Source organism: Novosphingobium sp. PASSN1, assembly GCF_002278815.1.
Genome location: NZ_NKIS01000005.1, coordinates 282,853 through 304,281, shown reverse-complemented (window position 1 = coordinate 304,281; position 21,429 = coordinate 282,853). Strand labels below are relative to the sequence as shown.

The window sequence follows — 21,429 nt, the reverse complement described above, 5'->3', positions numbered from 1 at the left end:
GCTCGCCCCGCTTTCCTCGTTTATCTGGCCGAAAGTGACCAAAATTGTCAACCGTCCTAATTTGGACGTTGGACATAATTTGATCTTGGGTTAGCCTGAAATCGGATCAGGTACGCAGGGCACCGCGCACGAAAACACAGGAGAGCGCCATGGATGAGATCCCAAAGCTGATCACCGATCTGCTCATGCCCGGGCGCGAAGGCGGCTATGCCAAGGGGTATGAAACCCGCGAGCTGATCTTGCGCACCGCGCTCGATATCCTGCTCGAGGAAGGCTACCGCGCCATGTCGATGCGGCGCATCGCGGCTGCCTGCGGTATGCGGCTGGGCAACTTGACCTACCACTATCCCACGCGCGAGGATCTGGTCCGCGAGCTGCTCAATGCGGTGATCAGCAGCTATGAAGTGGAGTTTGGCACGATCATCCATGCGCCCGGTGTGCCGCCGGAGGAGCGCCTGGCGCGAGTTTGCGGCCTCTTGATCGAGGACGTGGGCACCAAGAAGACCACCCGCCTGTTTCCCGAACTCTGGGCTCTCGCGAACCACGATGGGTTCGTGTACGAACGGGTCCACGAACTTTATGACCGCGCCCGCGCGCCGCTGGTCGAGATCGTTGCTGAAATGCGGCCCGATCTTCCGGAGAAAGCGCAGTTCGAACTGGCGCTGTTCATCTCGGCTTCGATTGAAGGCCTCACGGTCTTTGCGGGCTATCGCCAGCCGTTTGCCGACCGGCTGACTGCGGTCGAGCGGATCGCCGTCCGTTCCTTCATCGATATCGTGCGCAGTTTCGATCCGGCTGCGTGAAACGAAAAGCGGCCCCGGTGCTGCAATGCACCGGGGCCACATGCAATGAAAAGCGGCCCCGGTGCTGCAATGCACCGGGGCCGCCAGTTTTTTGGCTCGTCGTGCGGGGATCAGAGCACGAAGTCGGCCAGCTCAAGCGGGGTGGTGCCGTCGATACGAATAGCGAAATCAGCAACGCCGTCGCCATTCGTATCACCCGAGAGCAGCATGGCAGAGCTGCGGGTCTCGACGCGCAGTTCGCCAGCCGTGCCGGTGAAGGCATCGGAACCGATGAAGCTGAAGCCCTGATCGCCGGCCGTGTTCAAATCCGCGTCGATCCCCGAAAGGTCGATCACGTCGCCATCGGCATGCTTGAAATCAAGGATGCGATCGGCGGTGCTGAACGTGGTTCCCGAAAGATCGCCGTCGTCGAACACGAAGTGATCCGCGCCGAGGCCGCCAGCAAGCTTGTCCTCGCCTGCGCCGCCGGAAATCGTGTCATCACCCCCACCGCCGAGCACCTTGTCGTCGCCAGCATCGCCGTTCAGCGTGTCATCGCCGCGGTTGCCGCTGATCTGATCATCATCCGCGCCGCCGGAAACGTGGTCATTGCCGTCATCGCCTGAAATCCGGTCCATGCCGTTGTCACCGGAGATGTCGTCATTGCCGTTGTTGCCCTTGATGCTGTCATTGCCGGCACCGCCGGATGCGCTGTCGTCGCCAGCGCCGCCGGACAGGTTGTCCCGGCCGTTGCCGCCCGAGATGTCGTCGTCGCCAGTGCCACCGGAAACCGTGTCATTGCCGCTTTCGCCGGACAGGATGTCGTCGTCGCTGCCGCCGGTCATGTGATCGTTACCGCGCCCGCCGTGCAGGTCATCGAAGCCCGAACCGCCCGACAGGCGATCATTGCCATCGTCACCGTTCAGCGTATCATCGCCGTCATCGCCCGAAAGCTTGTCGTTGCCGCCGCGGCCGTGGATTGTGTCGTCGCCAAAGCCGCCGCTCTTGTCGTCGTTCAGGTCGTCACCGCTGACATTGTCGTTGTCGCTGCCATCGTTGTCGAGATCGTCTGCTCCGCCGTGGTGATTGAATTCGGGGATGTCCGGGCCATTATCATTACCGCCGTGGCCGCCGCCGCCGCCGCCGCCGCCGCCGGGATTGTCGGTGATCGGCGTGCCGTCGAGCGTGGTGAAGGTCGTCGTCGGCTTGGTGTAAAGCGCCGCATCGTCGGTGGTGATTGCGGTCTGCTGGAACACCTGCACGCGGATGTAATCAGCGAAAGTCGAGGTCAACGTGACATTGCCGGTGTTCGCATCGAAGCTCAGCGTCTGGTTGAGCTTGAGGTCTTCGGGCTTGAACGAACCATCGTCTTCCTGCTCGAACCAGTTGATCGTGTCGCCTTCGACGACAAATTTGTAAAGATCGCTCATTTTGGTATCCCTCTGCAACATGCGTTGACTGATGGTGGCCTGCTGAAACAAGCTTCCGGGGAGTACAACGGCGGCCTCGTCCTGCTTATTCCCGACCAGAATTGTTTTTTAATGTTGCGCTGCCGGGATGACATGCCACCTTGCCCGCTATTCGCGCTTGCTATCCCGCCCGGTGCGGCGCTCTCGGTGGTTAATCGCCAATCGTTAACCGGAAGAAAATTTTTTTTGCGAGTGGTGCAGAATAGTTCCGTTTGTGGCTCGTTGAGTTTGAAGTGGCAGGAACACAGGAAGCACGATGACCAACAGTATTTCCCGAGGCAATTCCGCCCTGGAAGGTCAGGACGCGCTGCGCGCGCGCATTGTCGCGTTCCTGCCGCGTCTGCGGCGGTTCTGCCGGGGGCTTGCTGGCGGGGATGCCGATCGCGGTGATGATCTGCTCCAGGCGGCAGTCGAGCGGGCGTTGGCGAGGCTCGATCAGTGGCAAGCTGGAACGAGCCTTGAAAACTGGTTGTTCCGGCTGACGACCAACCTGCATATTGATCAATTCCGCAGCCAGAAGACGCGCGGCATCACGGTTGATATCGAAGCGGCTTTCGAACTGCCTGGTGAAGATGAACTCGAGCGAATGGAGTTTCGCTCCGAGCTTGAAGCGGTGCGCGGTGCGCTGGCAGCGATGGCCCCCGAATTGAATGCGGTGATGAGCGCGGTCGTGCTCGATGGCCAAAGTTACCGGGAGGCGGCCGATCTGCTCGGCATTCCGATCGGTACGGTGATGAGCCGGCTTTCGCGTGCCCGGCAGTTTGTGGATGCCTGGGTCCGGCGTGGGCCCGAAAGGATGGTTGCGGCATGAAACCCGAAGATCAGATGCCTGCGGACGAGATGATTTCCGCCTGGCTCGATGGTACGCTGGATGATGAAGGAGCCCGACGCATGACTGAGCTTGCCGCGCGTGATGAAGCCTTCGCCCGGCGCGTTGAACGCTTGCACCATATCGACAATCTGGTGCGCGCGGCGGTGCCTGCCGAAACCGCGATACCGGCAGCCTTGCTCGAACGGCTGGGCCTGGCGCCCGATCCGGTGAACGCTGCTTCAGTCTACGAAATGCGCAGCGCCGGAGTGGTCGATCTCGCCGCCGTGCGGCAGGAACGCGCGGGCCGCAATTCCGCGCCCGCGCCGATGGTGCGCGCTCGCGGCGGTTTCTTCCGGATGGCAGCGCAGCTGGCGCTGGTCGCCGGTGTAGGTCTTGCCGTGGTCGTGGTCAGCCGCCCGGGCGACCGGGCCGACGTTTCCGGTGCAGACTACTCCGGTGCAGACTATCGGGCCCTCGGCTCTGCCCCCGATGCGGCGGCACACGAAGCCAATGCGCTCCTGCGATTTGCGCCCGGCGTGGCGGCAAGCGAAGCTGGAAAGATCGCTTCGGCAGCACACGTTCAGTTGCTGGGCGCGCCCAATGCTGCCGGTGCGTGGAAGGCTTTCGTGGCACCCGGCCGGCGGGCTGCCGTGCTGGCCGCGCTGCGCAGCGAGCCGCGTGTGATCATGGCTGAACCGATAGATGGAGCGCCGCAATGATTCGCCAGCGTCCGCAACGCCGCGCTCGCAGCCTTGTTGTGGCAGGCCTGTTTGTGGTCTGCGCGGTTGCCGGGGCGGGCAGCACGCAAACTGCGCATGCAGAAGAAGCGCGGGCGGTTGAAGCGCCAAGTGTCGATGTACAGGCCCCGCCTGCTGATAGCGCTGCGGCTGCACCTTCCCGGGTGATGGTCATGCTGCGGCTCGGTGCCGAACATTACCGGGCGGGCGGTGATTATGGCGGCAGCTACGGCGATGCGATGGGCGAACAGGCGCGGCTTCGGCTCGCGCGCAAGATCGCGCGGGAACATGGACTGAGCGTGGTCGAAAGCTGGCCGATGCAGCTTGTCGGTGTGGATTGCGTGGTGATGGAAGTGCGCGACGGGCGCCCGCCCAATGTGGTGTCGGCCGAACTGACCAGCTTGCCTGGCGTTGCGTGGTCGCAGCCGCTCAACGAATTCAACATGCAGGGCGCTGCTGCCGGGCAGGGCGACAAGTCCGCTTACAACGACAGGTTGACGCTGGCGCAGCCCTGGCACCTTGCGCCGCTCCATCGGCAGGCCACCGGCAAGGGCGTGACCATCGCGATCATCGACAGCCTGATCGATACCAGCCACCCCGATCTCGCCGGCCAGATCGCCGCCTCACGCGATTTTGCTGCACCGGGACATCCGGCGGCGGAGCGGCATGGCACCGGCGTTGCCGGGATCATCGGCGCGCGGCCGGGCAATGGCTTGGGCATCGCCGGGGTTGCGCCCGGCGCCCGCATTCTTGGCCTGCGCGCCTGCTGGGAGCGCCCCTTGGGCGGCACCACGGTGTGCGATACGCTCAGCCTCGCCAAAGCGCTGACTTTCGCGATCGAGAACCGGGCGAACGTCATCAATCTCTCGCTCACCGGCCCTGCCGACCGATTGCTGGCGGGGCTGATCGACCTCGGCGTTGCGCGCGGCATCACCATTGTCGCGGCCGTCGATGCCCGCAATCCGCGCGCCAGTTTTCCCGCTTTTGTATCCGGAGTGGTCCCGGTTGCCGCCGCGCGCTTGTCAGCAGGCGAGCCTGCCGTCTACATAGCGCCGGGTCAGGATGTGCCGACGACGGAGCCGGAGGGAAAATGGAGTGTAGTCAGCGGCAGTTCTTTCGCCGCTGCCCATGTCAGCGGGCTCGCGGCCTTGCTGCGCCAGCTCTCCGGATCCGGTCGGGGAACTTCGGCTGCGGCCCTGCTCGGGCCGCGCGGCCTGATCGATGCCTGCGCGCTGGTCGGGCGGGCCTCGCGGCTTGACGTTCCCTCGTGCGAGACGGGTCGCTGAAGCCGGGCTGGCTTTTGCAGGCTTGATGGCGCTGGCGGTGCCTGCTCATGCGCAGGTCGCAGGCTCGATCAGCCTCAGTTCCAGCGAGATGTTCCGGGGCGAAAGCATCAGCAGCGCCGATCCGGCCCTGTCTGCCAGCATAAGCCTCGATTCCGGTTCCGGACTGTTTGCCGGGGCTAGCGCGACGCTTGCGCTGAATATCAAGGAGCCGCGCGTCAGCGCTGCCGTGCAGTACGTCGGCTTTGCGCAGCGCCATGGCTCGCTCTCGTATGAAGTGGGTGTGATCCATCGCAGCTATGCCCGGATTACGGACCGCGATTATCGTCGGGGCTTTTTCGAAGGCTTCGTCGGGTTGGGGGTCGGCGGCGCGCGGGCGCGGGTCTATGTCTCGCCGGACTATCTCGTCGATGGCCGAACTTCGTTCTATGCCGAAATCAACGCGCCCTTGCTGCGTCACGAAAAGTGGCAGCTCGATGGGCATGCGGGCCTCTCGCTTATTCCGCACGAGCTGGGTGCACGCAGCCGTGCGCTGCGCCATTATCAGGATTGGCGCCTGACGGTGAGCCGCCCGGTCGGCCCCTTGTTCCTGTCGCTCGGTATCAACGCCACCAACTATCCGGTCTACAGCGACACGGGGCGCGGGCGGGTCTTCGCCTCGGCGGCTTACGCTTTCTAGGAAACGCTGCCTTCAAGAATTTGCAGCGTCTTGAGGTCGGAGTGGAAATCGAGCGCGTAGTCACCGCCCTCGCGCCCGATGCCGGAAATGCCGATGCCGCCGAAGGGTGCAGTCAGATCACGGACCAGGAACGTGTTGACCCACACCGTGCCGCCGCGCACCGCCCGGCCGACGCGCTGCGCGCGTTCTTCGCTGCCGGTGTAGACAATGCCGGATAGGCCGTAGGCGGTTGAGTTCGCCAGCGCCACGCCTTCGGCTTCATCCCTGAAGGTCTGGAAGGTCAGCACGGGGCCAAACACTTCGCTCTGGACGACTTCGCTCTGGTTGTCCTTCGGCACGATCAGCGTGGGTTCGATCCAGTTTGCGCCTTCCTTCCACCGCTTGCCGCCGCGCACGATGGTGTCGCCCGCCGCCCGCGCGCGGTCGATGAAGCCGAGAACGCGCTCCGCATGGACTGGGTGAATGAGGGCTGACATCGTGGTGGCCGGATCGCGGCTGTCGCCCATCACATGCGCGTCGGTATAGGCATGGAACTTTTCGAGGAACGCGTCCTTGATGCTGTCCTCGACGATGATGCGCGTGCCGGCCATGCAGACCTGACCGCTATCATCGAACTGCCCGGCTGCCTTTTTCGCTGCAGCATCGAGATCTGCATCGGCAAACACCAGCAGCGGCGATTTGCCGCCCAGTTCGGCGGTGAACGGCACGATGTTTTCCGCCGCCGCCTTGCCGATGATCCGCGCGGTGGGCACGCTGCCGGTAAAGCTGATGCGCTTGATGCGGGGATCGGACGTGAGCGCATTGCCCAGTTCTGCACCGAGGCCTTGCACGATGTTGAACACGCCTGCCGGGAAACCGGCTTCCGCGATCAGATCGGCCAGCACCGAAGCAGATAGCGGCGACCAGTCCGCCGGTTTCAGGATCACGGTATTGCCCGCAGCGAGGGCAGGCGCGCACTTCCATGTGGAGAGCATGAATGGCGCGTTCCACGGCGTGATGATCAGCGCCGGGCCTGCGGGCATGCGGATCACACGGTTGAGCGTGCCGCGCGAAGACCACACACGTTCTTCGTGATCCGTCGCAAGATCGGCGTAATTGCGGAAATTGGCCGCGCCGCGCAGGATCACGCGCAGGCGCAGGCTTTCGAGCAGCATGCCCATGTCGAGGCATTCGACCATGGCGAGCTTTTCGACATTGGCCTCGATCAGATTGGCGAGGCGATGCAGATAGGCTCCGCGCTCGGCTGCCGTGAGCGCCGCCCAAGCCGGAAATGCTGCGCTGGCCGCCTGTGCAGCATGAGCCGCCGTTTGCGCATCGCCGCGCGCCATATCGGCCAGCTTGCGGTCCCAATCGAACGGGCAACGCGTCTCGAAGGTTTCGGGCGAGCTGACCCGCTCCCCGCCGATGAAATGGTCGGGGGAGACGGAAACCCCGTCGATGTCGATCCGGCCTGCCATGAGATTCCCGTCAGATGTAGTGGAGGTAGTAGGCGAGTTGTTCCTCGTCCGACTTGCCTTCGAGGATGCGCACTTCCTCGCGCTTGATCGCGATGAAGTTGTCGATCAGCTCCTGCCCGATGGCGGCAGACAGCACGGTGTCTGCCTCCAGCGCATCGAGCGCAGAGCCCAGATCGTGCGGGGTGTGGCGATCGGTGCTAATCGTCTCCAGCCCGTCGTTCACTTCCTCGCCCGGCAATTCATAGCCGTTCTCGATGCCCAGCAGCGCCGATTGCAGCAGCGCAGCCATCGCGAAATAGGGGCTGGCGGCGCAATCGGCGAGGCGATGCTCCACGCGCGCGGCAGAGCCGGTTTCGGCAGAGACGCGCACCGTCACGCTGCGGTGGTCGATGCCCCAGTTGGCCCAGTATCCCGAAAGGCTGGCGGGCTGGAGCCGCGCGTAGCTCTGCGTGAGCGGGGCCATGATCGCCGAGAGCGCCTCGTGATGGTGCAGCATTCCGGCAATCGCGCCCTGCATGGTGGGCGAAAGCGTGCCGCTGGCGACATCGTTTGCAAACACGTTGCTGCCGTCGGCGCCGGTGAAGCTGAGGTTGAAATGCAGGCCGCTGCCGCTCTTCTCGGCAAAGGGCTTGGGCAGGAACGAGAGCAGGTAGCCGCGCTTGTAGAGCACTTCGCGTGCCATCTGGCGGAACAGGAACGCATCGTCCGCCGCCTTCATCGCATCAGCAAAGCGGAGCGTGAGTTCGAATTGCGGCGCATCATATTCGGCATTGATGGATTCGATGGGAATGCCGCAGGCCGCTGCCGTGGCCCACACTTCCTCGATCAGGCCTGCCGGATCGGCAAACGGACCGGTGCCATAGACAAACGCGCCGGGGGTTTCATAAGGCACCCAGCTGCCATCCGCGCCGCGCTGAAAGACATACGCTTCCATTTCGATCCCGACCATCGGATCAAGCCCGCGCGCACGCCACGCCTCGATCGCGCGGGCCAGCGCCGAGCGGCCGCATAGGGCGAAGGGTTCGTTCTGGAAGCGCAAGGCACCCAGCGCGATCTGCGTGTTCGGTTCCCATGAAGGGCGCAGATCAGCGGGATCGAACGTGACTTCCATGTCGGGCAAGCCGGTCAGCAGCCCGCCGCCGGGCGCGGCCACCAGCGCCTTGTCATAGGTCACGGCAAACGTGCCGACGCACATGCGCGCATGGCCCTTGGCCGCCTCGCTCATCGGCACGTATTTGCCGCGCGCGAGATTGAGCTGGTCGCCAAACAGGATGCGGCAGCGTTCAAATTGTGCGGCGCGCACTTCGCCCGGTTCGATCTTCGACATGCGGTTCATCTCTCTCCCCTTCAGCGCGCCGTTACGCGTACCGGCAAATGCTTTATGCCGTGAATGAAATTGCTGCGGAGGTAGGCATGATCCGCGACTTGTTCGATGGCAGTCAGCCGCTTGGCCAGTTCCTGCATCACGATAGCGACTTCGAGCTTGGCGAGCCACATGCCAAGGCAGATATGCGGGCCGCCCTGGCCGAACGCGAGGAACGGATTGCGCTCCCGGCCAAGATCGATGCGGTACGGATCGGCAATCGCGGTCTCGTCGCGGTTGCCCGAAAGGAACCACAGCAGCACTTTGTCGCCTTCGCGGATGTCCTTGCCGTGGAAGGTGAAATCGCGCGTCGCGGTGCGGCGGAAGTGCGTGGTGGGCGAGGCATAGCGGATCATCTCGTCCGCTGCGCCTTCCCAGCTGTGGAAGTCCCCGGTCTGCAGGCGCTTCAGCAGCGCGGGATCGTTGGCCAGCGCATGGATCGTGGCCGAAATCGAATAGCGCGTGGTGTCGTTCCCTGCGGCGACGAGCAGGCAGAAGAAATTGCGGAACTCGTCGCGCGACATCTGCGTGCCGCTGTTGGTTGGCTCGCGCACAAGATTGAGCACGCCGATCTGCTCGCCCGCGTCCATGCGGTCGAGCAGCTTGTTGGCATAATCGAACAAGTCCATCGCGGCGGGCGAGCGGAACGGCAACATGCGGTAGGCATCGCTGTCCAGTTGATCGACCACGAAATCGGTGTAGTCCGGGTCGCTGTTTGAAATCAGCGCATCGCCTTTTTCGACGAGGAACGGGCCGTCTTCCTGCGGCACGCCCATGATCTGCGCGAGCATCTGCATGGGCAGGCGGCGGGCAATGCGGTCGACCGCGTCAAATTCGCCTTCCTCCAGCGCGACATCGAGCAGCTGCGTCACGATCTTGCGGATCTGGTCCTCGAACTGCGCAACGGAGCCTTTGGAAAACGCCTTGGATACGAGCGCGCGGAAGCCGCGGTGGTGCGGCGCATCGGTTTCCTGGAAGGTCTTGCGCGCTTCCACTTCCTCCATGGACTGGTCTTCCATGCGGATGCCGCGCGCCGAGGACAGCAGATCGGCCTGCCGGTTGAGTTCGAGCAGATCGGCATGGCGCGTGACCGACCAGAAGCCCTTCTCGCCGCTCGTCATCTCGGACCACGCCATCGGGTCTTCGCGGCGCATACGGGCGAACGTTTCAAACGGCGCGCCGTCGTTGAAGGCATCGAGCGAAGACAGATCGACATGGGGATCGACCGAGCGCGAGAAGGCAAATGGCATAGGAAACCTCTCCAGTTGCAGCATGGGTTAGGCGAGAGCGGGGCGCAGGGACTTGGCATAACCGGACAGAGTGCGGCGCCATGGCTTCAGAGGCCTTCTTGTCCGCGCGCGGCAGCCCTATTGAGGCGGCGTATCGCAGCACAGGGAGCCGCAGCATGGGTGAAATCATCGGAGCCGGATTGGTGGCACATGCGCCGACCATCATGATGTCGGAAGCGGACCGCTACGAGCTTAACGAAGGCAAGGAAATCAGCCTCGTGCCGGGGCTTCACCGGCTGAAGAGCGAAGTGCTGGACGAGCTGAAGCCCGATGTGATCGTGTTGTTCGACACGCACTGGTTCACCATCGTGGAGTTCTGCATCGCTGCCCACGCGCGGCGGACGGGGCGCTACACGTCGGACGAGCTGCCGCGCGGCATGAAGCAGATTCCCTACGATATTCCGGGCTGCCCCGAGCTGGCCTTCGCGATGGCGGAACGCGCGAGCGAACACGGCGTGCGCACGACCGCGAACGATGATCCCTACCTCCCGATGCACTACCCCACGGTGAACCTTTCCACCTTCCTGCAAGGCGACGAACAGTGGATTTCCGTAAGCCACGCCTATTCCGGCGAGCCGCACAACTTCCTCGGCGTGGGCGCGGGGATCGGGCAGGCGATCCGCGAATCGGACAAGCGCGTGGTGTTGATCGCCAGCGGTTCGATGAGCCACCGGTTCTGGCCGTTTGACCAGATCGCGCAGCATGAGGCATCCGACCCCATCCACATCTCGACGTCCGAGGCGCGCGAGGCGGATCTGGAGCGGCTGCGCTGGTTTGCCGAAGGAAACCATGCCGCGGTAATCGATACGATGCCGGACTATCTGCGTCATGCGCCCGAGGCACGCTTCGGTCACTACCTGATGATGGCGGCGGCATGCGGCGGGCGCGACTGGAAGGCGAAGGGGCGGCAGTTCTCGGACTACGAGAACGCGACCGGCACGAGCCAGGTGCATGTGTGGTTTGATATGTAGGCTGGCTGCCTTGCTCTCAACCTCGTCATTCCCGCGAAGGCGGGATTGACGGTGGGTTTGGTCGAACTGAAGTTCAGTTCTTCCTTCAAACAGCTTTCGTCGGCCCGTGCTTGACACGGGCCTTGGCTTTGCTTGGCGGCAAAGGCTAGCCAAGCCCCGTGTCAAGCACGGGCCGACGGGCCGATTTTTGTGCGGTGACTTTCCATCCCAGATGACTGGGGAGCCGATTGCTTAGCTCGGCAGAATTTTCGCCTCGATCCACGCAAGGATTTCGGCGCGGCGCGTGCGGTCGTCCAGCACGTCCTCGTCCACGCCCAGCTGCCACGCCAACCCTGCGTTTGCCGGATCGGCAGCCAGTGCGGCAAGCTTGTCGCGGTACGCCACCAGTTCGGCCGCATCGGCAAAGAAGCCCTGCGCGACCATGTCGTCCGCATAGAGCGTGTAGAGCTGAACCAACTGCGCGAGATCGAACTCCGGGTGATACTGCACCGCCCAGACTTCGCTGCGGCCCAGCGGAATTACCGCCGCCTGAATTTCGCTATGCGCATTCGAAGCCAGCAACGTGGCATTTTCCGGCAGGCGGATCACTTCGTCGTAGTGGATGCAGGGCGCATCGAACACCGCCGCCTTGCCCTTGAACATCGGGTGGGCGCGGCCCGCTTCATTGAGCAGGATCTTGCGCGCAAAGCCCACTTCGCGCCCGCGCGGATTGAACGCCACTTCGCCGCCTCCCGCGATGGCTGCGATCTGGAGGCCCCAGCACGAGCCGAACACGGGCAGGCCCGCCTCGGCCGCCTGCTTCAGGAGTTCGATCTGGTTGGTCACCGCGAAATCGGTGTCATAGGCATGGAGCGCCGAGCCGGTGACGACGAAGCCTGCGTACTCGCTCCAGGTCCGCCCGCCGGGGATCATCTCGCCCTCGTCCGCGCCGTTCAGAACATCGAGCGCGATATCCGGATAATGCGCGGCAATCGCCTCGATGTAGATTTCGCTGGAGGTGCGCACGCCCAGTTCGTGGGCGCGGGCGCGCTTGGGCGCGGTGTTGCCTTCGAGCAGCAGAAGCCGGGGTATTGGGCGTGTCATGGCTTGTCCTGAAAATCAGTGTGCCGTTGCGGCAAGGTTCGCGCGGTAGGCCTGCGGCGAAATCCCGCTCCAGCGGTGAAAGGCGCGGGTGAAATTGCTGTGCTCGGCATAGCCCAGCCTTAGCGCGATCTGCGCGATCGACAAATCGGGCCGCACGCGAAACTCGAACTCCGCCTGCCGCATCCGGCATTCATCGAGCACTTGCTGGAACGAGGAGCCCTGCTCGGTCAGCTTGCGGCGCAAGGTCCGGCTCGACATGCCCATCTCGCGGGCGAGGCGTTCCTGTTCGATGGCCTCGATATTGAGATCGCGCAGCACCATCTGGCTCAGCCGGTCGACCAGCGGGGTTTCGCGCCGCTTGCTGACGATGGAGCGGGTAAGCTGGCGGGCATCCGAAACCGGCGGATTGGCCTGCGCCGGAAGCGCGAGATCGAGCAGCATGGCGGGAAAGCGGATCTGGTTGGTATCCGCGCCGAAAGTGCAGGGGGCGCAGACGACTTTGCCGATATCCCCGCGCATCTCGTGGCTTTCCGCCTCGAACGCGAACTCGATCTTGTCCCAGCCGCCCCCCGGACGCCCGCTTGTGCCGCGCTTCAGGATCTGGCTGACGATGCCCAGCGTGAACATGGCATCGTGGTGGCGCGGCCAGATATCGGGATCGAGAATGCGGTAGCTGACCGAGGCCATGTCGTCCTCAAGCCCCAGCCGGATATCGGTGCAATCCTGCAGCAGCGAGAAGTAATCGACCAGCCGCCGCAGCGCCGAACCCACGCGCCCCGCAGAATTGATCGCATCGCCCAGCGGGCCGAGCGCGGCGAGATCGTAGTTGCCGCCGGCGAGCCAGGGGATCGCCACATCGCGCGTGCGCCGCACAACCTCCTCGGAGAAGCGGACGAACTCCGCGAGCAGCATGGATTCCGGAGGCGGGCCGTCACTCAGCATGGGTGCGGCAGCGCGGTCTTCCAGAAAGCTCTCCCAGCCGTTCATTGCGGCGGCGCGGACGGTCGCTGGTGCCATGTTTTCTCCCCGGGGGCACACGTTCACGTGTTGCCGTGCGCCGAGGCTAAGCGATTCGGGGTAAACGAATATTGATCCAAAACATCAATTGATGACCTGAAAGATCGCGAACTGAGGCATGGACGCGCGGCGCGGAATGTCCGATCCTGCCAAGCGTGGCGGGGGCACCCATGCAAGAGCACAGCCCCATAACGGGGAGACAATGAGCAGATGCTGGCAGCAAGCCCAAAGCCGCGCGACATCGACGTCAATGGCTGGCCCGCGATCCTGTGCGCCGTTATCCTCGGCACCATCGGCGTGCTCTCGTTCATCATCCAGCCCGGCGTGGTGCAGGGCTATGTCACCCAGCTCAAGGTGGATGAGGCAACCGCCGTCAACCTCGCAGGGGTCGAGATGCTCGGCGTGGCGCTGGCGACGATCTTCATGGCCGTGTGGGGCACTCGCATCAACTGGCGCTGGGTCGTCGCGGGCGGGCTCCTCATCGCGGCGGCGGGCGATTTTGCGTCGCTGGGCGCTGGGCTGGGCGGCAAGTTCGAGGCCGCGCGGTTCGTGGCGGGGCTGGGCGAGGGGACGATCACCTCGATCAGCTTCACGTTCGTCGGCGTCACCATCCGGGCCGAGCGCAACCTTGCGCTCTACCTCACCCTGCTGCTGACGTACGGCGCATTCGGCCTGTGGTATCTGCCGGATTTCCTGAGCAGCCACGGCCTTGATGCGATGTTCATCGGCTTCGCAGGTCTGTCGCTCGCCTCGCTGCTGACCCTGCCGTTCCTGCCCCATGCCTATTCGGCGCAGGACATGGTCAATCCCGAAGCACGGCAACTGGCGATGCCGCTGCTGGTCGTCGCACTGGCGGGCGTGCTGGCCTACAATATCGCACAAGGCATCGCGTGGGCCGTGCTGTTCCTCGTTGGCATCGGTGCGGGGCTGGCGGAGCAATCCGTGGCCGATGCGCTGTTCCTGTCGCAGATCCTTGCCGTCGGCGGGGCGCTCGCGTCGGTGTTTCTGGCGGGGCATATCAGCCGCAATGGCGCGATTGCCTTCGGGATTCTGGCGGGCGCGGCGAGCATTGCGCTGCTGATCGGGAAACCCAGTCTCACCCTGTTCGTCGTCGGCGTTTGCGGCTTCAACGTGCTGTGGAACTTCGTGCTGCCGTTCATTCTTGGCCGCGTCTGCGATTTCGATGAAAGCGGGCGGATGATGGCCTTCGCGATCATGATGCAGATGATCGGCCTTGGCGGCGGCCCGTTGATTGCCGCGCAACTGCTTGACGGCACCGGCTATCGCTCGGCAGAACTGCTGTGCGTGGCGCTGTTCGTCGTGAGCTATGCGCTGCTGCTCATCCCTATTCGCAAGCATCAGGCGCTCTCCGCCGCCTGATCCCGTTTCCAGAGGAACCCTATCGTGTTTGAAACCGTGCCGGATGGCACCGGCCTTGCCGTCATCAACCCCGCCACCGGCGCGCTGATTGCCACGGTGCGCGATTATGCACCCGCCGAAATCAGCGCGATCATCGATGCCGCCGATGCCGCGCGCCCCGCGTGGGCGGCTGAAACCGCCAAGGCGCGCGCCGCTGTGCTGCGCCGTTGGTATTCGCTCATCATGGAGCGGCAGGAAGAGCTGGCTGCGCTGATCACCGCCGAATGCGGCAAGCCCTTGGCCGAAGCGCGCGGCGAAGTGGCCTATGGCGCATCGTTCATCGAATGGTTCGCCGAGGAAGCCAAGCGCGCTTATGGCGAGACGGTGCCGACGTTTGCCAATGGCAAGCGCGTGCTGACGATCAAGCAGCCCGTCGGGACCTGCGCGGCGATCACGCCGTGGAACTTCCCCATCGCGATGATCACCCGCAAGGTTGGCCCGGCGCTGGCGGCTGGCTGCTCCATCGTGGTCAAGCCCGCCGAGGCGACGCCGCTCTCCGCCCTCGCGCTCGAAACGCTGGCGCGCGAGGCGGGGGTGCCCGCTAACTTGTTCCGCGTCACCCCGTCGAACGATCCGGCGGGCGTCGGCAGTCTGTTTTGCGAGCATCCCAAGGTGCGCAAGCTGAGCTTCACCGGTTCCACCCGCGTCGGCAAGATCCTGATGGCGCAGGCGGCCCAGAACGTGACGCGCCTCAGCCTCGAACTCGGCGGAAACGCGCCGTTCATCGTGTTCGATGATGCCGATCTCGACGCCGCCGCCGATGGCCTGATGGCTTCCAAGTTCCGCAATGCCGGGCAGACCTGCGTCTGCGCCAACCGCGTGCTGGTGCAGGACGGCGTCTACGATGCCTTTGTCGAGCGCGTGCGTGCCAAGGTTGCGGCGCTGGTGGTGGGTGATGGCGCCGCGCCTGGCACCACCATCGGCCCGCTGATCAACGGCGCTGCGGTCGACAAGGTGGATGCGCTCGTGCGCGATGCGCTGGCGGGCGGAGCCTCCGCGCTGCTGGGCGGCAATCGTTCGAACGTGGGCGCGGGGTTCTACGAACCGACCGTGCTGGCAGGCGTGCGCGGCGACATGGCGATTGCCACCTCCGAAATCTTCGGACCCGTGGTGCCGCTGATCCGCTTTGCGGACGAGGACGAGGCGGTGCGCCTCGCCAACGATACGCCCTATGGCCTCGCTGCCTATTTCTACGCGCGCGATCTGGGCCGCGTGTGGCGGGTGATGGAAGCGCTCGAATACGGGATGGTCGGCGTCAACGACGGCATCCTCTCGACCGAAGTCGCGCCGTTTGGCGGCATCAAGCAATCCGGCCTTGGCCGCGAGGGATCGCGCCACGGCCTCGATGAATATCTCGAACTCAAATACTGCCTCATGGGAGGAATTGGCCGATGACCAGCAATCAGGATCTCTTGGCGCGCCGCGCCGCCGCCGTGCCGCGCGGGGTCTCCTCGATCCATCCGCACTTCTTCGAACGCGGCGTGAATGCCGAAGCGTTCGATGCCGAAGGCAACCGCTTCATCGATTTCGCGACCGGGATCGCGGTGTGCAACACCGGCCATTCCGACCCGCGCATCGTGGATGCGGTGAAGCGCCAGCTCGATCAGTTCTCGCACTGCTCGTTTCAGGTGACGCCTTACGAAAGCTACATTGCGCTGGCCGAACAACTCAATGCCGCCGCGCCCATCGAAGGGCCGGTGAAGACGATCTTCCTGACGACGGGCGCAGAGGCGCTGGAAAATGCAGTGAAGATCGCGCGCATGGCCACTGGGCGGCGCGGGATCGTGACGTTCCAGGGCGGCTACCACGGCCGCACGCTGCTGACCCTCGCAATGACGGGCAAGGTGCTTCCCTACAAGGCCGGGTTCGGCCCGCTGCCGGGCGATGTGCACCACACGCGCTTTCCGATCCCGTACCACGGCTTCGATGAAGCGCAGGCCGTCGCTTCGCTGCAGGCGCTGTTTGCTGCCACCATCGAACCGTCCGCCGTCGCGGCCATCGTGATCGAGCCGGTGCTGGGCGAGGGCGGGTTCTACACCGCAAGCTACGCCTTCTTCCGCGCGCTGCGCGAGATTTGCGACAAGCACGGCATCCTGCTGATCGCCGACGAAGTGCAATCGGGCTTTGCACGCACGGGCCGCATGTTCGCGATGGACTGGGTGCGTGAAGCGACCGGCGTGACGCCGGACATCATGACCATCGCCAAGGCCATGGCGGGCGGCTTCCCGATTTCGGGCGTGATGGGCAAGGCTGAGATCATGGACGCGCCTGATGCGGGCGGCCTTGGCGGCACCTATGGCGGCTCGCCGCTGGGGTGCGTGGCGGGGCTCGAAGTCCTCAAGATCATTGCCGAGGACAACCTGTGCGAACGCGCCGTCGCCATCGGCAACACGATCAAGGGCACGCTGCGCGCGTTGCAACAGGGCGGGATGCGCGTGATCGGCGATGTGCGCGGCCCCGGCGCGATGGTGGCGATGGAACTCGTCCACGATGGCGATCCGGATCGTCCGAACCCGGAACTGACCAAGGCCGTGGTGCAGGAAGGCGCGAAGGACGGGCTGCTGCTGCTTTCGTGCGGGATGCGCGGCAATGTCGTGCGCTTCCTGCCTGCGCTGACCATGCCGGACGATCTGCTGGCCGAGGCGATGGAGCGGCTGACCGGCGTGATGCGGCGCGTGGCGGGCTAACCGCTGCGCGGTGTCTCGCCCTTGCGGTAACGCCCGGGCGAGACACCGAAATGCCGGGCGAACGCGCGCGTGAAGCTGGCGCTTTCCGCAAAGCCCACATCGAGCGCGATCATGCTCACGTTGCGGCGGCTGGTGCGCAGCAAGCGGGCCGCGGTTTCCATGCGGTTCGCAGCCACCAGCGCGCGCCAGCTGGTGCCTTCGGCGGCAAGGCGGCGGTGCAGGGTGGGCACGGAAAGGTTCAGTTGTGCGGCAAGCTCTGCCAGCGGCGGCGGCGCATCGAGCGGGGCGTCTTCGATCAGGGCCTTCACCGCGTCCGCCAGGGAGCCGCTGCCCTTGCGCCCGGCAAGGCGGCGCAAGTGCTCCTCCAGAATGGGATGGAGACTGGGGCTGAGCACACGGCCGCGCAAATCGAGGTAGCGGCCGTCCATCGCAATCGCGTTGCAATCCTGCTCGAAGAACACGTCGCAGCCGAAGTAGTCACGGTAGCGGGCATAATCGCCGACGCGTTCGTGCTCGAAGCGCACTTCGCGCAGCTCGATTTCCCCGCCGGTGAAATGGCGGGCAAGGCTGAACATTGCCCCGATGGAGTATTCCGCATCCTGCCTGCGCCGGGTGAGCGACTGATCGAGCACACCGTAGGAGAACGTTGCCCAGCCACCTTCATCGATGAACTGGTTTCGGCTCGCCTGCTGCATGGCCGAAAGGTAGCGGGTGAAGCTGGTGAAGGCGGTGCGCAGGTCTGGCGCGCTGAGGAACAGGAAGCTCAACGGGCCGAGGCTGTCCGATCCGGAAAGGCGCCCAACATGCAGGCCGAAATGCGGATTGCGCACCAATTCCGCCGCGTCCTCGAAGAACGAGACAAAGTTGGCGAGCGGGATCAGGCCGTCCGGGTCTTCCAGCACTTCGCGCGTGACGCCGATCCGCGCCAGCAGGCCTGCCGCCGAATGGCCGGTCAGCTCGACACAATTGGCCACGTGGCGAAGGAACTGCGCGGCGATCTGAGGCTCGGCCATCCGCTCAGCGTATCAGGCGGGGCGGCGCAGACAAGCCGCCCCGAACCACATCACTTCTTGTCGAGCGCCGATTCATAAAAAGCCGCGCCCTGGCCGCCTGCTGCGCGCTTGCCGCGGAATTCCCAATCGCCGCCCATCGCGGTGGAGATGACTTCTTCGGACTCGGTCGGCTGCGCGCCGCAATCGTCGCGGATCGGGGTGGGGCCGTGGACGATGGTGTTGGTCAGCTTGCCCAGGCCTTCGACTTCGACTTCCACCACATCGCCGGGCTGCACCGGGCGGCTGTTGGCGGGCGTGCCCGAAAGCAGCACGTCGCCCGGCTCCAGCGTGATCGTGCGGGCGATATCGGCGACGAGGTAGTGCATGTCCCACTCCATCTCGCTGGTATTGCCGTCCTGCTTGACCTCGCCGTTGACGATGGTGCGGATCTGCTTGTTCCGGAAATCCCAGCCGGTGACGAGGCCGGGGCCGATGGGGCACAGCGTGTCTGAGCCCTTCACGCGCAGCATCGATCCGGCATCGGTATCGCGGAAATCGTGGAGACCGTAGTCATTGGCGGGGGCGTAGCCGAGGATGTAGTCCGCCGCTTCATCGGGCGAGATGTTGCGGCAGCTGCGGCCGATGACGATGGCGATCTCGCCTTCGTAGTTGAGGTACTTGCAGCGTTCGGGGCGCACGATCGCGCCCTTGTGCGTGTTGAGCGCGGTGATCGGCTTGTGGAAATAGGTCGGCGCGGGCGGTAGCTTGGTGATGAACTCGTTCACGCGGCTGACGTAGTTGAGGTGCACGCAGATGATCTTGCTGGGGTTGCAGGGGGCAAGGTGCACCGCTTCATCGACGCCGATGCTGCGGCCGTCTTTCGTCACGAGCTCGTCGCCGTGGCGCGTGGTGAGGATGGGGTAGCCATCGAGCAGGATGCGGCGGTATTCGGTGGTCATCGTGAGGCCCTCGTTTCCAGTTGTGCTACGCCTTAGCGGTCCCAAGCGCCACAGGCATTGGCCGCTGCGGCCAAGCTTGGGAGGGCAGGGGCGCTAGAAGGACGGACGAGACATTCATACGAGGTATCCATGAGCGACCTGAAGGGCCTGTTCTATCCGCGCACGCCGAGCGGCAAGGCGAGCATCGTGCCGCCGGTGCCGTGGCACTATTCGGGCGAGCTGATCACGCTGGAATACCGCACCGATCCGGCCAAGGTCGCCGCGCTCTTGCCCGAAGGCTTCACGCTGGCCGATGAAGATCCCGGCGCAGTGGCGGCGATCTGGGCGGATTGGCAATCGACCGGGGACGATCCGGCACAGCTGCTTGATCCGGTGCGAGTCCAGTACAAGGAAATGTTCATCGTCGTGCGCTGCAAGTTCCAGGGCAAGACCTGGTCGCGCTGCGTCTACATCTGGGTGGACAAGGAATTCGCGATGCTGCGCGGCCAGCATCAGGGATACCCGAAGAAGCTCGGCTCGATCCAGATGAGCCGCCCGGTCTATGTCGGCAAGGCGGGACCGCGTTTGCAGCCGGGCGGGACGTTCGGCGTAACGCTGGCGGCGTTTGACCGGCGGCTGGCCGAAGGGCGCTTCACGATTACCGAGGCGGCGGAGAAGCCCGGCTTCGTCAACGGCCTGCCGATGGCGCACAACCGCTGGCTGCCCACCATCGAGACCGACGGGACGCAGAGCCTGAACGAGGTCGTCACCATGTCGAGCTTCAACGTGGAGCTGGGCCGCTGCTTCAAGGGCGAGTTTGACCTCACCTATTTCGATTCGCCGGTGGAAGAACTGCTCGATATCGCGCCGCAGGAAAAGATCGCCGGATACTGGCACGAAGTAGGCGCTTCGTGGCGCGCGGGGACGACGCTGGCGCGCAACAACCTCGTCTGATCAAGGCGCGCCTTCCTAGCGGATTGGCGCGCCGCCTTTCATCACCAGCTTGATGCGGGTGAGGGCTGAAAGGTCGCGCGTTGGATCGCCTTCGACGGCGATGAGATCGGCAAGCAGGCCTGCCTTAACCGCGCCGCGATCCGTGAGGCGGAAGGCCTGCGCATTGCCCGAGGTGGCGGCGATCAGGACGGCGGCGGGAGTCATTCCGGCGGCGGCCATCGCATTGATCTCGCGCACGTTCTCCCCGTGGGCGAACACGCCGACATCGCCGCCCATGCAGATCGGCACGCCAGCGGCGAGCGCGAGACGCAAGGCGGCGCGGCTTTGCACCACGCTGGCCGGTGCAGGCTCCGCGCCGCTCCAGCCGCGATAGCGCGCGATGGCTTCGGAGGCGGCGAGCGTGGGGCAATAGGCGATGCGCTTGGCCGCCATGGCCTTGAAAACGGCGGGCGTGCCTTCATCGCCGTGTTCGATAGTATCGACCCCTGCGGCGATGGCGCGGCGCATCCCTTCGGCGGTTGCGGCATGAACCGCGACCGTGCGGCCCGCATCGTGCGCTGCGGCAGTGGCGGCGTCCATTTCGGCCTGGCTGAAGGTCGGCAGGCTGGGTTCACCCGGCCGGTAGTGGTAATCGGCATAGAGCTTCACGACATCCGCGCCCGCCGCGATCTGGCTGCGCACCGCGCGGACGATGCCTTCCACGCCGCTGGCTTCTTCTGCGCCTTGGGGAATGGTCATGCCCGGCTCGAACCCCTTGGGTCCATACGCCCCTTGCGCAACGATGGCGCGGGTCGTGACGAGCAGGCGGGGCCCGGGGGTGAGGCCGCTGTCGATGGCTTTTTTCAGGCCGACATCGGCATAGCCTGCGCCTTCGGTGCCGAGATCACGCTCCGTGGTGAAGCCGGCTTTCAGCGTGGTTTCAGCCGCCTTCGCAGCACGGATGGTGCGCAGGGCGAGGGGTTCGTGGAGGACCTGATCGTCCCAGTCAGTCTCGTTGTAAGGGTGGAGAAACAAGTGGCCGTGGCCTTCGATCATGCCGGGCATGAGCGTCTGGCCGGGAAGATCAAGGGTGGTGGTTTCTGGCGGTACGGCAAGGTTCGGGCCGACGGCGGCGATCTTGTCGCCCTCCACCAGCACCTGCCAGCCGGGATGGGGCGCGGGATCGGTGCCGTCGAACACTTGCGCGGGGCGGAGCAGAGTGCGGACCGGTTCTGCGCTGGCGGCGGCGGGGAGGGTGAGGGCCAAAGCAAGAAAGAGCTTTGGGGCTGTTTTGATCGGGGCCTTCATACGCTGTGCTTCCCATCTGAATTCAGATCAGGTTGACACAGTTGATGCGGTCTTGGGGAGAAAATTTCGGGGGCGGTTCTGGTCCGCGCGCTGGTGGGACGACGGGGAGGAGAGGGTATTTGGCTGGTGAGAGACTTTTTTGGGCTGGCGGCATGCCCTTTGATGTTGGCGGAGTGTGAAAGTTGATCGAACCGGGGTGACAAATTCGGCG

General features: G+C 64.6%; 19 protein-coding genes. 10 read left to right on the top strand and 9 right to left on the bottom strand.

The features are described from left to right. Nucleotides 1-149 precede the first annotated feature (149 nt). Nucleotides 150-803 carry a TetR/AcrR family transcriptional regulator gene (locus CFE35_RS10975; protein ID WP_292930637.1) on the top strand — a complete coding sequence of 218 codons (654 nt, stop codon included), beginning with the start codon at nt 150-152 and terminating at the stop codon, nt 801-803. A gap of 110 nt (nt 804-913) precedes the next feature. Here the strand turns inward: CFE35_RS10975 and CFE35_RS10970 are convergent, their stop codons facing one another. Further along, a complete protein-coding gene (locus CFE35_RS10970; protein ID WP_292930636.1) occupies nt 914-2,212 on the bottom strand; it encodes a calcium-binding protein in 1,299 nt (432 codons plus the stop codon). A gap of 295 nt (nt 2,213-2,507) precedes the next feature. Here CFE35_RS10970 and CFE35_RS10965 point away from each other — a divergent pair, with 295 nt between their 5' ends. Genes CFE35_RS10965 through CFE35_RS10950 form a run of 4 tightly spaced genes read left to right on the top strand, consistent with a single transcriptional unit; the run spans nt 2,508 to nt 5,761 of the window. Beyond that, nucleotides 2,508-3,062, top strand: coding sequence for an RNA polymerase sigma factor (locus tag CFE35_RS10965; RefSeq protein ID WP_292930635.1), 555 nt, complete (start codon nt 2,508-2,510; stop codon nt 3,060-3,062). Next, complete coding sequence (locus CFE35_RS10960) at nt 3,059-3,781, top strand: hypothetical protein (protein WP_292930634.1); 723 nt, start codon at nt 3,059-3,061, stop codon at nt 3,779-3,781. The genes CFE35_RS10965 and CFE35_RS10960 overlap by 4 nt, the downstream gene beginning before the upstream one ends. Next, nucleotides 3,778-5,085, top strand: a complete 1,308-nt coding sequence (locus CFE35_RS10955) for a S8 family serine peptidase (protein ID WP_292930633.1) — start codon at nt 3,778-3,780, stop codon at nt 5,083-5,085. Before CFE35_RS10960 ends, CFE35_RS10955 begins: the two co-directional genes overlap by 4 nt. A gap of 25 nt (nt 5,086-5,110) precedes the next feature. After that, nucleotides 5,111-5,761 (top strand): TorF family putative porin, encoded by a 651-nt coding sequence (locus CFE35_RS10950; protein ID WP_292930632.1) that lies wholly within the window; start codon nt 5,111-5,113, stop codon nt 5,759-5,761. On the opposite strand, the gene CFE35_RS10945 is transcribed toward CFE35_RS10950, so the two are convergent. Genes CFE35_RS10945 through CFE35_RS10935 form a run of 3 tightly spaced genes read right to left on the bottom strand, consistent with a single transcriptional unit; the run spans nt 5,758 to nt 9,831 of the window. Further along, the gene (locus CFE35_RS10945) at nt 5,758-7,218 is read right to left on the bottom strand and encodes an aldehyde dehydrogenase family protein (protein WP_292930631.1); all 1,461 of its coding nucleotides are present in this window, start codon (nt 7,216-7,218) and stop codon (nt 5,758-5,760) included. The two genes, CFE35_RS10950 and CFE35_RS10945, sit on opposite strands and share 4 nt — an antisense overlap. Before the next feature lie 10 nt (nt 7,219-7,228). Continuing rightward, nucleotides 7,229-8,554 (bottom strand): glutamine synthetase family protein, encoded by a 1,326-nt coding sequence (locus tag CFE35_RS10940; protein WP_292930630.1) that lies wholly within the window; start codon nt 8,552-8,554, stop codon nt 7,229-7,231. An 11-nt stretch (nt 8,555-8,565) separates the two neighbouring features. Beyond that, complete coding sequence (locus CFE35_RS10935; RefSeq protein ID WP_292930629.1) at nt 8,566-9,831, bottom strand: cytochrome P450; 1,266 nt, start codon at nt 9,829-9,831, stop codon at nt 8,566-8,568. Between the two features lie 155 nt (nt 9,832-9,986). Here CFE35_RS10935 and CFE35_RS10930 point away from each other — a divergent pair, with 155 nt between their 5' ends. Next, a complete protein-coding gene (locus CFE35_RS10930) occupies nt 9,987-10,841 on the top strand; it encodes a 3,4-dihydroxyphenylacetate 2,3-dioxygenase (RefSeq protein WP_292930628.1) in 855 nt (284 codons plus the stop codon). Between the two features lie 231 nt (nt 10,842-11,072). Here the strand turns inward: CFE35_RS10930 and CFE35_RS10925 are convergent, their stop codons facing one another. Both CFE35_RS10925 and CFE35_RS10920 read right to left on the bottom strand, forming a co-directional pair. Next, the gene (locus CFE35_RS10925; protein ID WP_292930627.1) at nt 11,073-11,924 is read right to left on the bottom strand and encodes a type 1 glutamine amidotransferase; all 852 of its coding nucleotides are present in this window, start codon (nt 11,922-11,924) and stop codon (nt 11,073-11,075) included. 15 nt (nt 11,925-11,939) lie between these two features. Beyond that, nucleotides 11,940-12,941, bottom strand: a complete 1,002-nt coding sequence (locus CFE35_RS10920) for an AraC family transcriptional regulator (protein WP_292930626.1) — start codon at nt 12,939-12,941, stop codon at nt 11,940-11,942. A 210-nt stretch (nt 12,942-13,151) separates the two neighbouring features. On the opposite strand from CFE35_RS10920, the gene CFE35_RS10915 reads away from it, so the two are divergent. Genes CFE35_RS10915 through gabT form a run of 3 tightly spaced genes read left to right on the top strand, consistent with a single transcriptional unit; the run spans nt 13,152 to nt 17,047 of the window. Further along, nucleotides 13,152-14,321, top strand: a complete 1,170-nt coding sequence (locus tag CFE35_RS10915; RefSeq protein ID WP_292930625.1) for a hypothetical protein — start codon at nt 13,152-13,154, stop codon at nt 14,319-14,321. A 21-nt stretch (nt 14,322-14,342) separates the two neighbouring features. Continuing rightward, the gene (locus CFE35_RS10910; RefSeq protein WP_292930655.1) at nt 14,343-15,755 is read left to right on the top strand and encodes an NAD-dependent succinate-semialdehyde dehydrogenase; all 1,413 of its coding nucleotides are present in this window, start codon (nt 14,343-14,345) and stop codon (nt 15,753-15,755) included. Continuing rightward, nucleotides 15,752-17,047 (top strand): 4-aminobutyrate--2-oxoglutarate transaminase, encoded by a 1,296-nt coding sequence (gene gabT / locus CFE35_RS10905; protein ID WP_292930624.1) that lies wholly within the window; start codon nt 15,752-15,754, stop codon nt 17,045-17,047. The genes CFE35_RS10910 and gabT overlap by 4 nt, the downstream gene beginning before the upstream one ends. Here gabT and CFE35_RS10900 read toward each other — a convergent pair. Further along, nucleotides 17,044-18,060, bottom strand: coding sequence for an AraC family transcriptional regulator (locus tag CFE35_RS10900; RefSeq protein ID WP_292930623.1), 1,017 nt, complete (start codon nt 18,058-18,060; stop codon nt 17,044-17,046). The genes gabT and CFE35_RS10900 overlap by 4 nt on opposite strands. A gap of 50 nt (nt 18,061-18,110) precedes the next feature. After that, nucleotides 18,111-18,998 carry a fumarylacetoacetate hydrolase family protein gene (locus CFE35_RS10895; RefSeq protein WP_292930622.1) on the bottom strand — a complete coding sequence of 296 codons (888 nt, stop codon included), beginning with the start codon at nt 18,996-18,998 and terminating at the stop codon, nt 18,111-18,113. Nucleotides 18,999-19,127: 129 nt separating this feature from the next. Here CFE35_RS10895 and CFE35_RS10890 point away from each other — a divergent pair, with 129 nt between their 5' ends. Beyond that, nucleotides 19,128-19,931 carry an acetoacetate decarboxylase family protein gene (locus tag CFE35_RS10890; protein ID WP_292930621.1) on the top strand — a complete coding sequence of 268 codons (804 nt, stop codon included), beginning with the start codon at nt 19,128-19,130 and terminating at the stop codon, nt 19,929-19,931. 15 nt (nt 19,932-19,946) lie between these two features. Here the strand turns inward: CFE35_RS10890 and CFE35_RS10885 are convergent, their stop codons facing one another. Continuing rightward, nucleotides 19,947-21,218: an amidohydrolase family protein gene (locus CFE35_RS10885; protein WP_292930620.1), complete on the bottom strand. Its 1,272-nt coding sequence runs from the start codon at nt 21,216-21,218 to the stop codon at nt 19,947-19,949. Between the last annotated feature and the right edge of the window lie 211 nt (nt 21,219-21,429).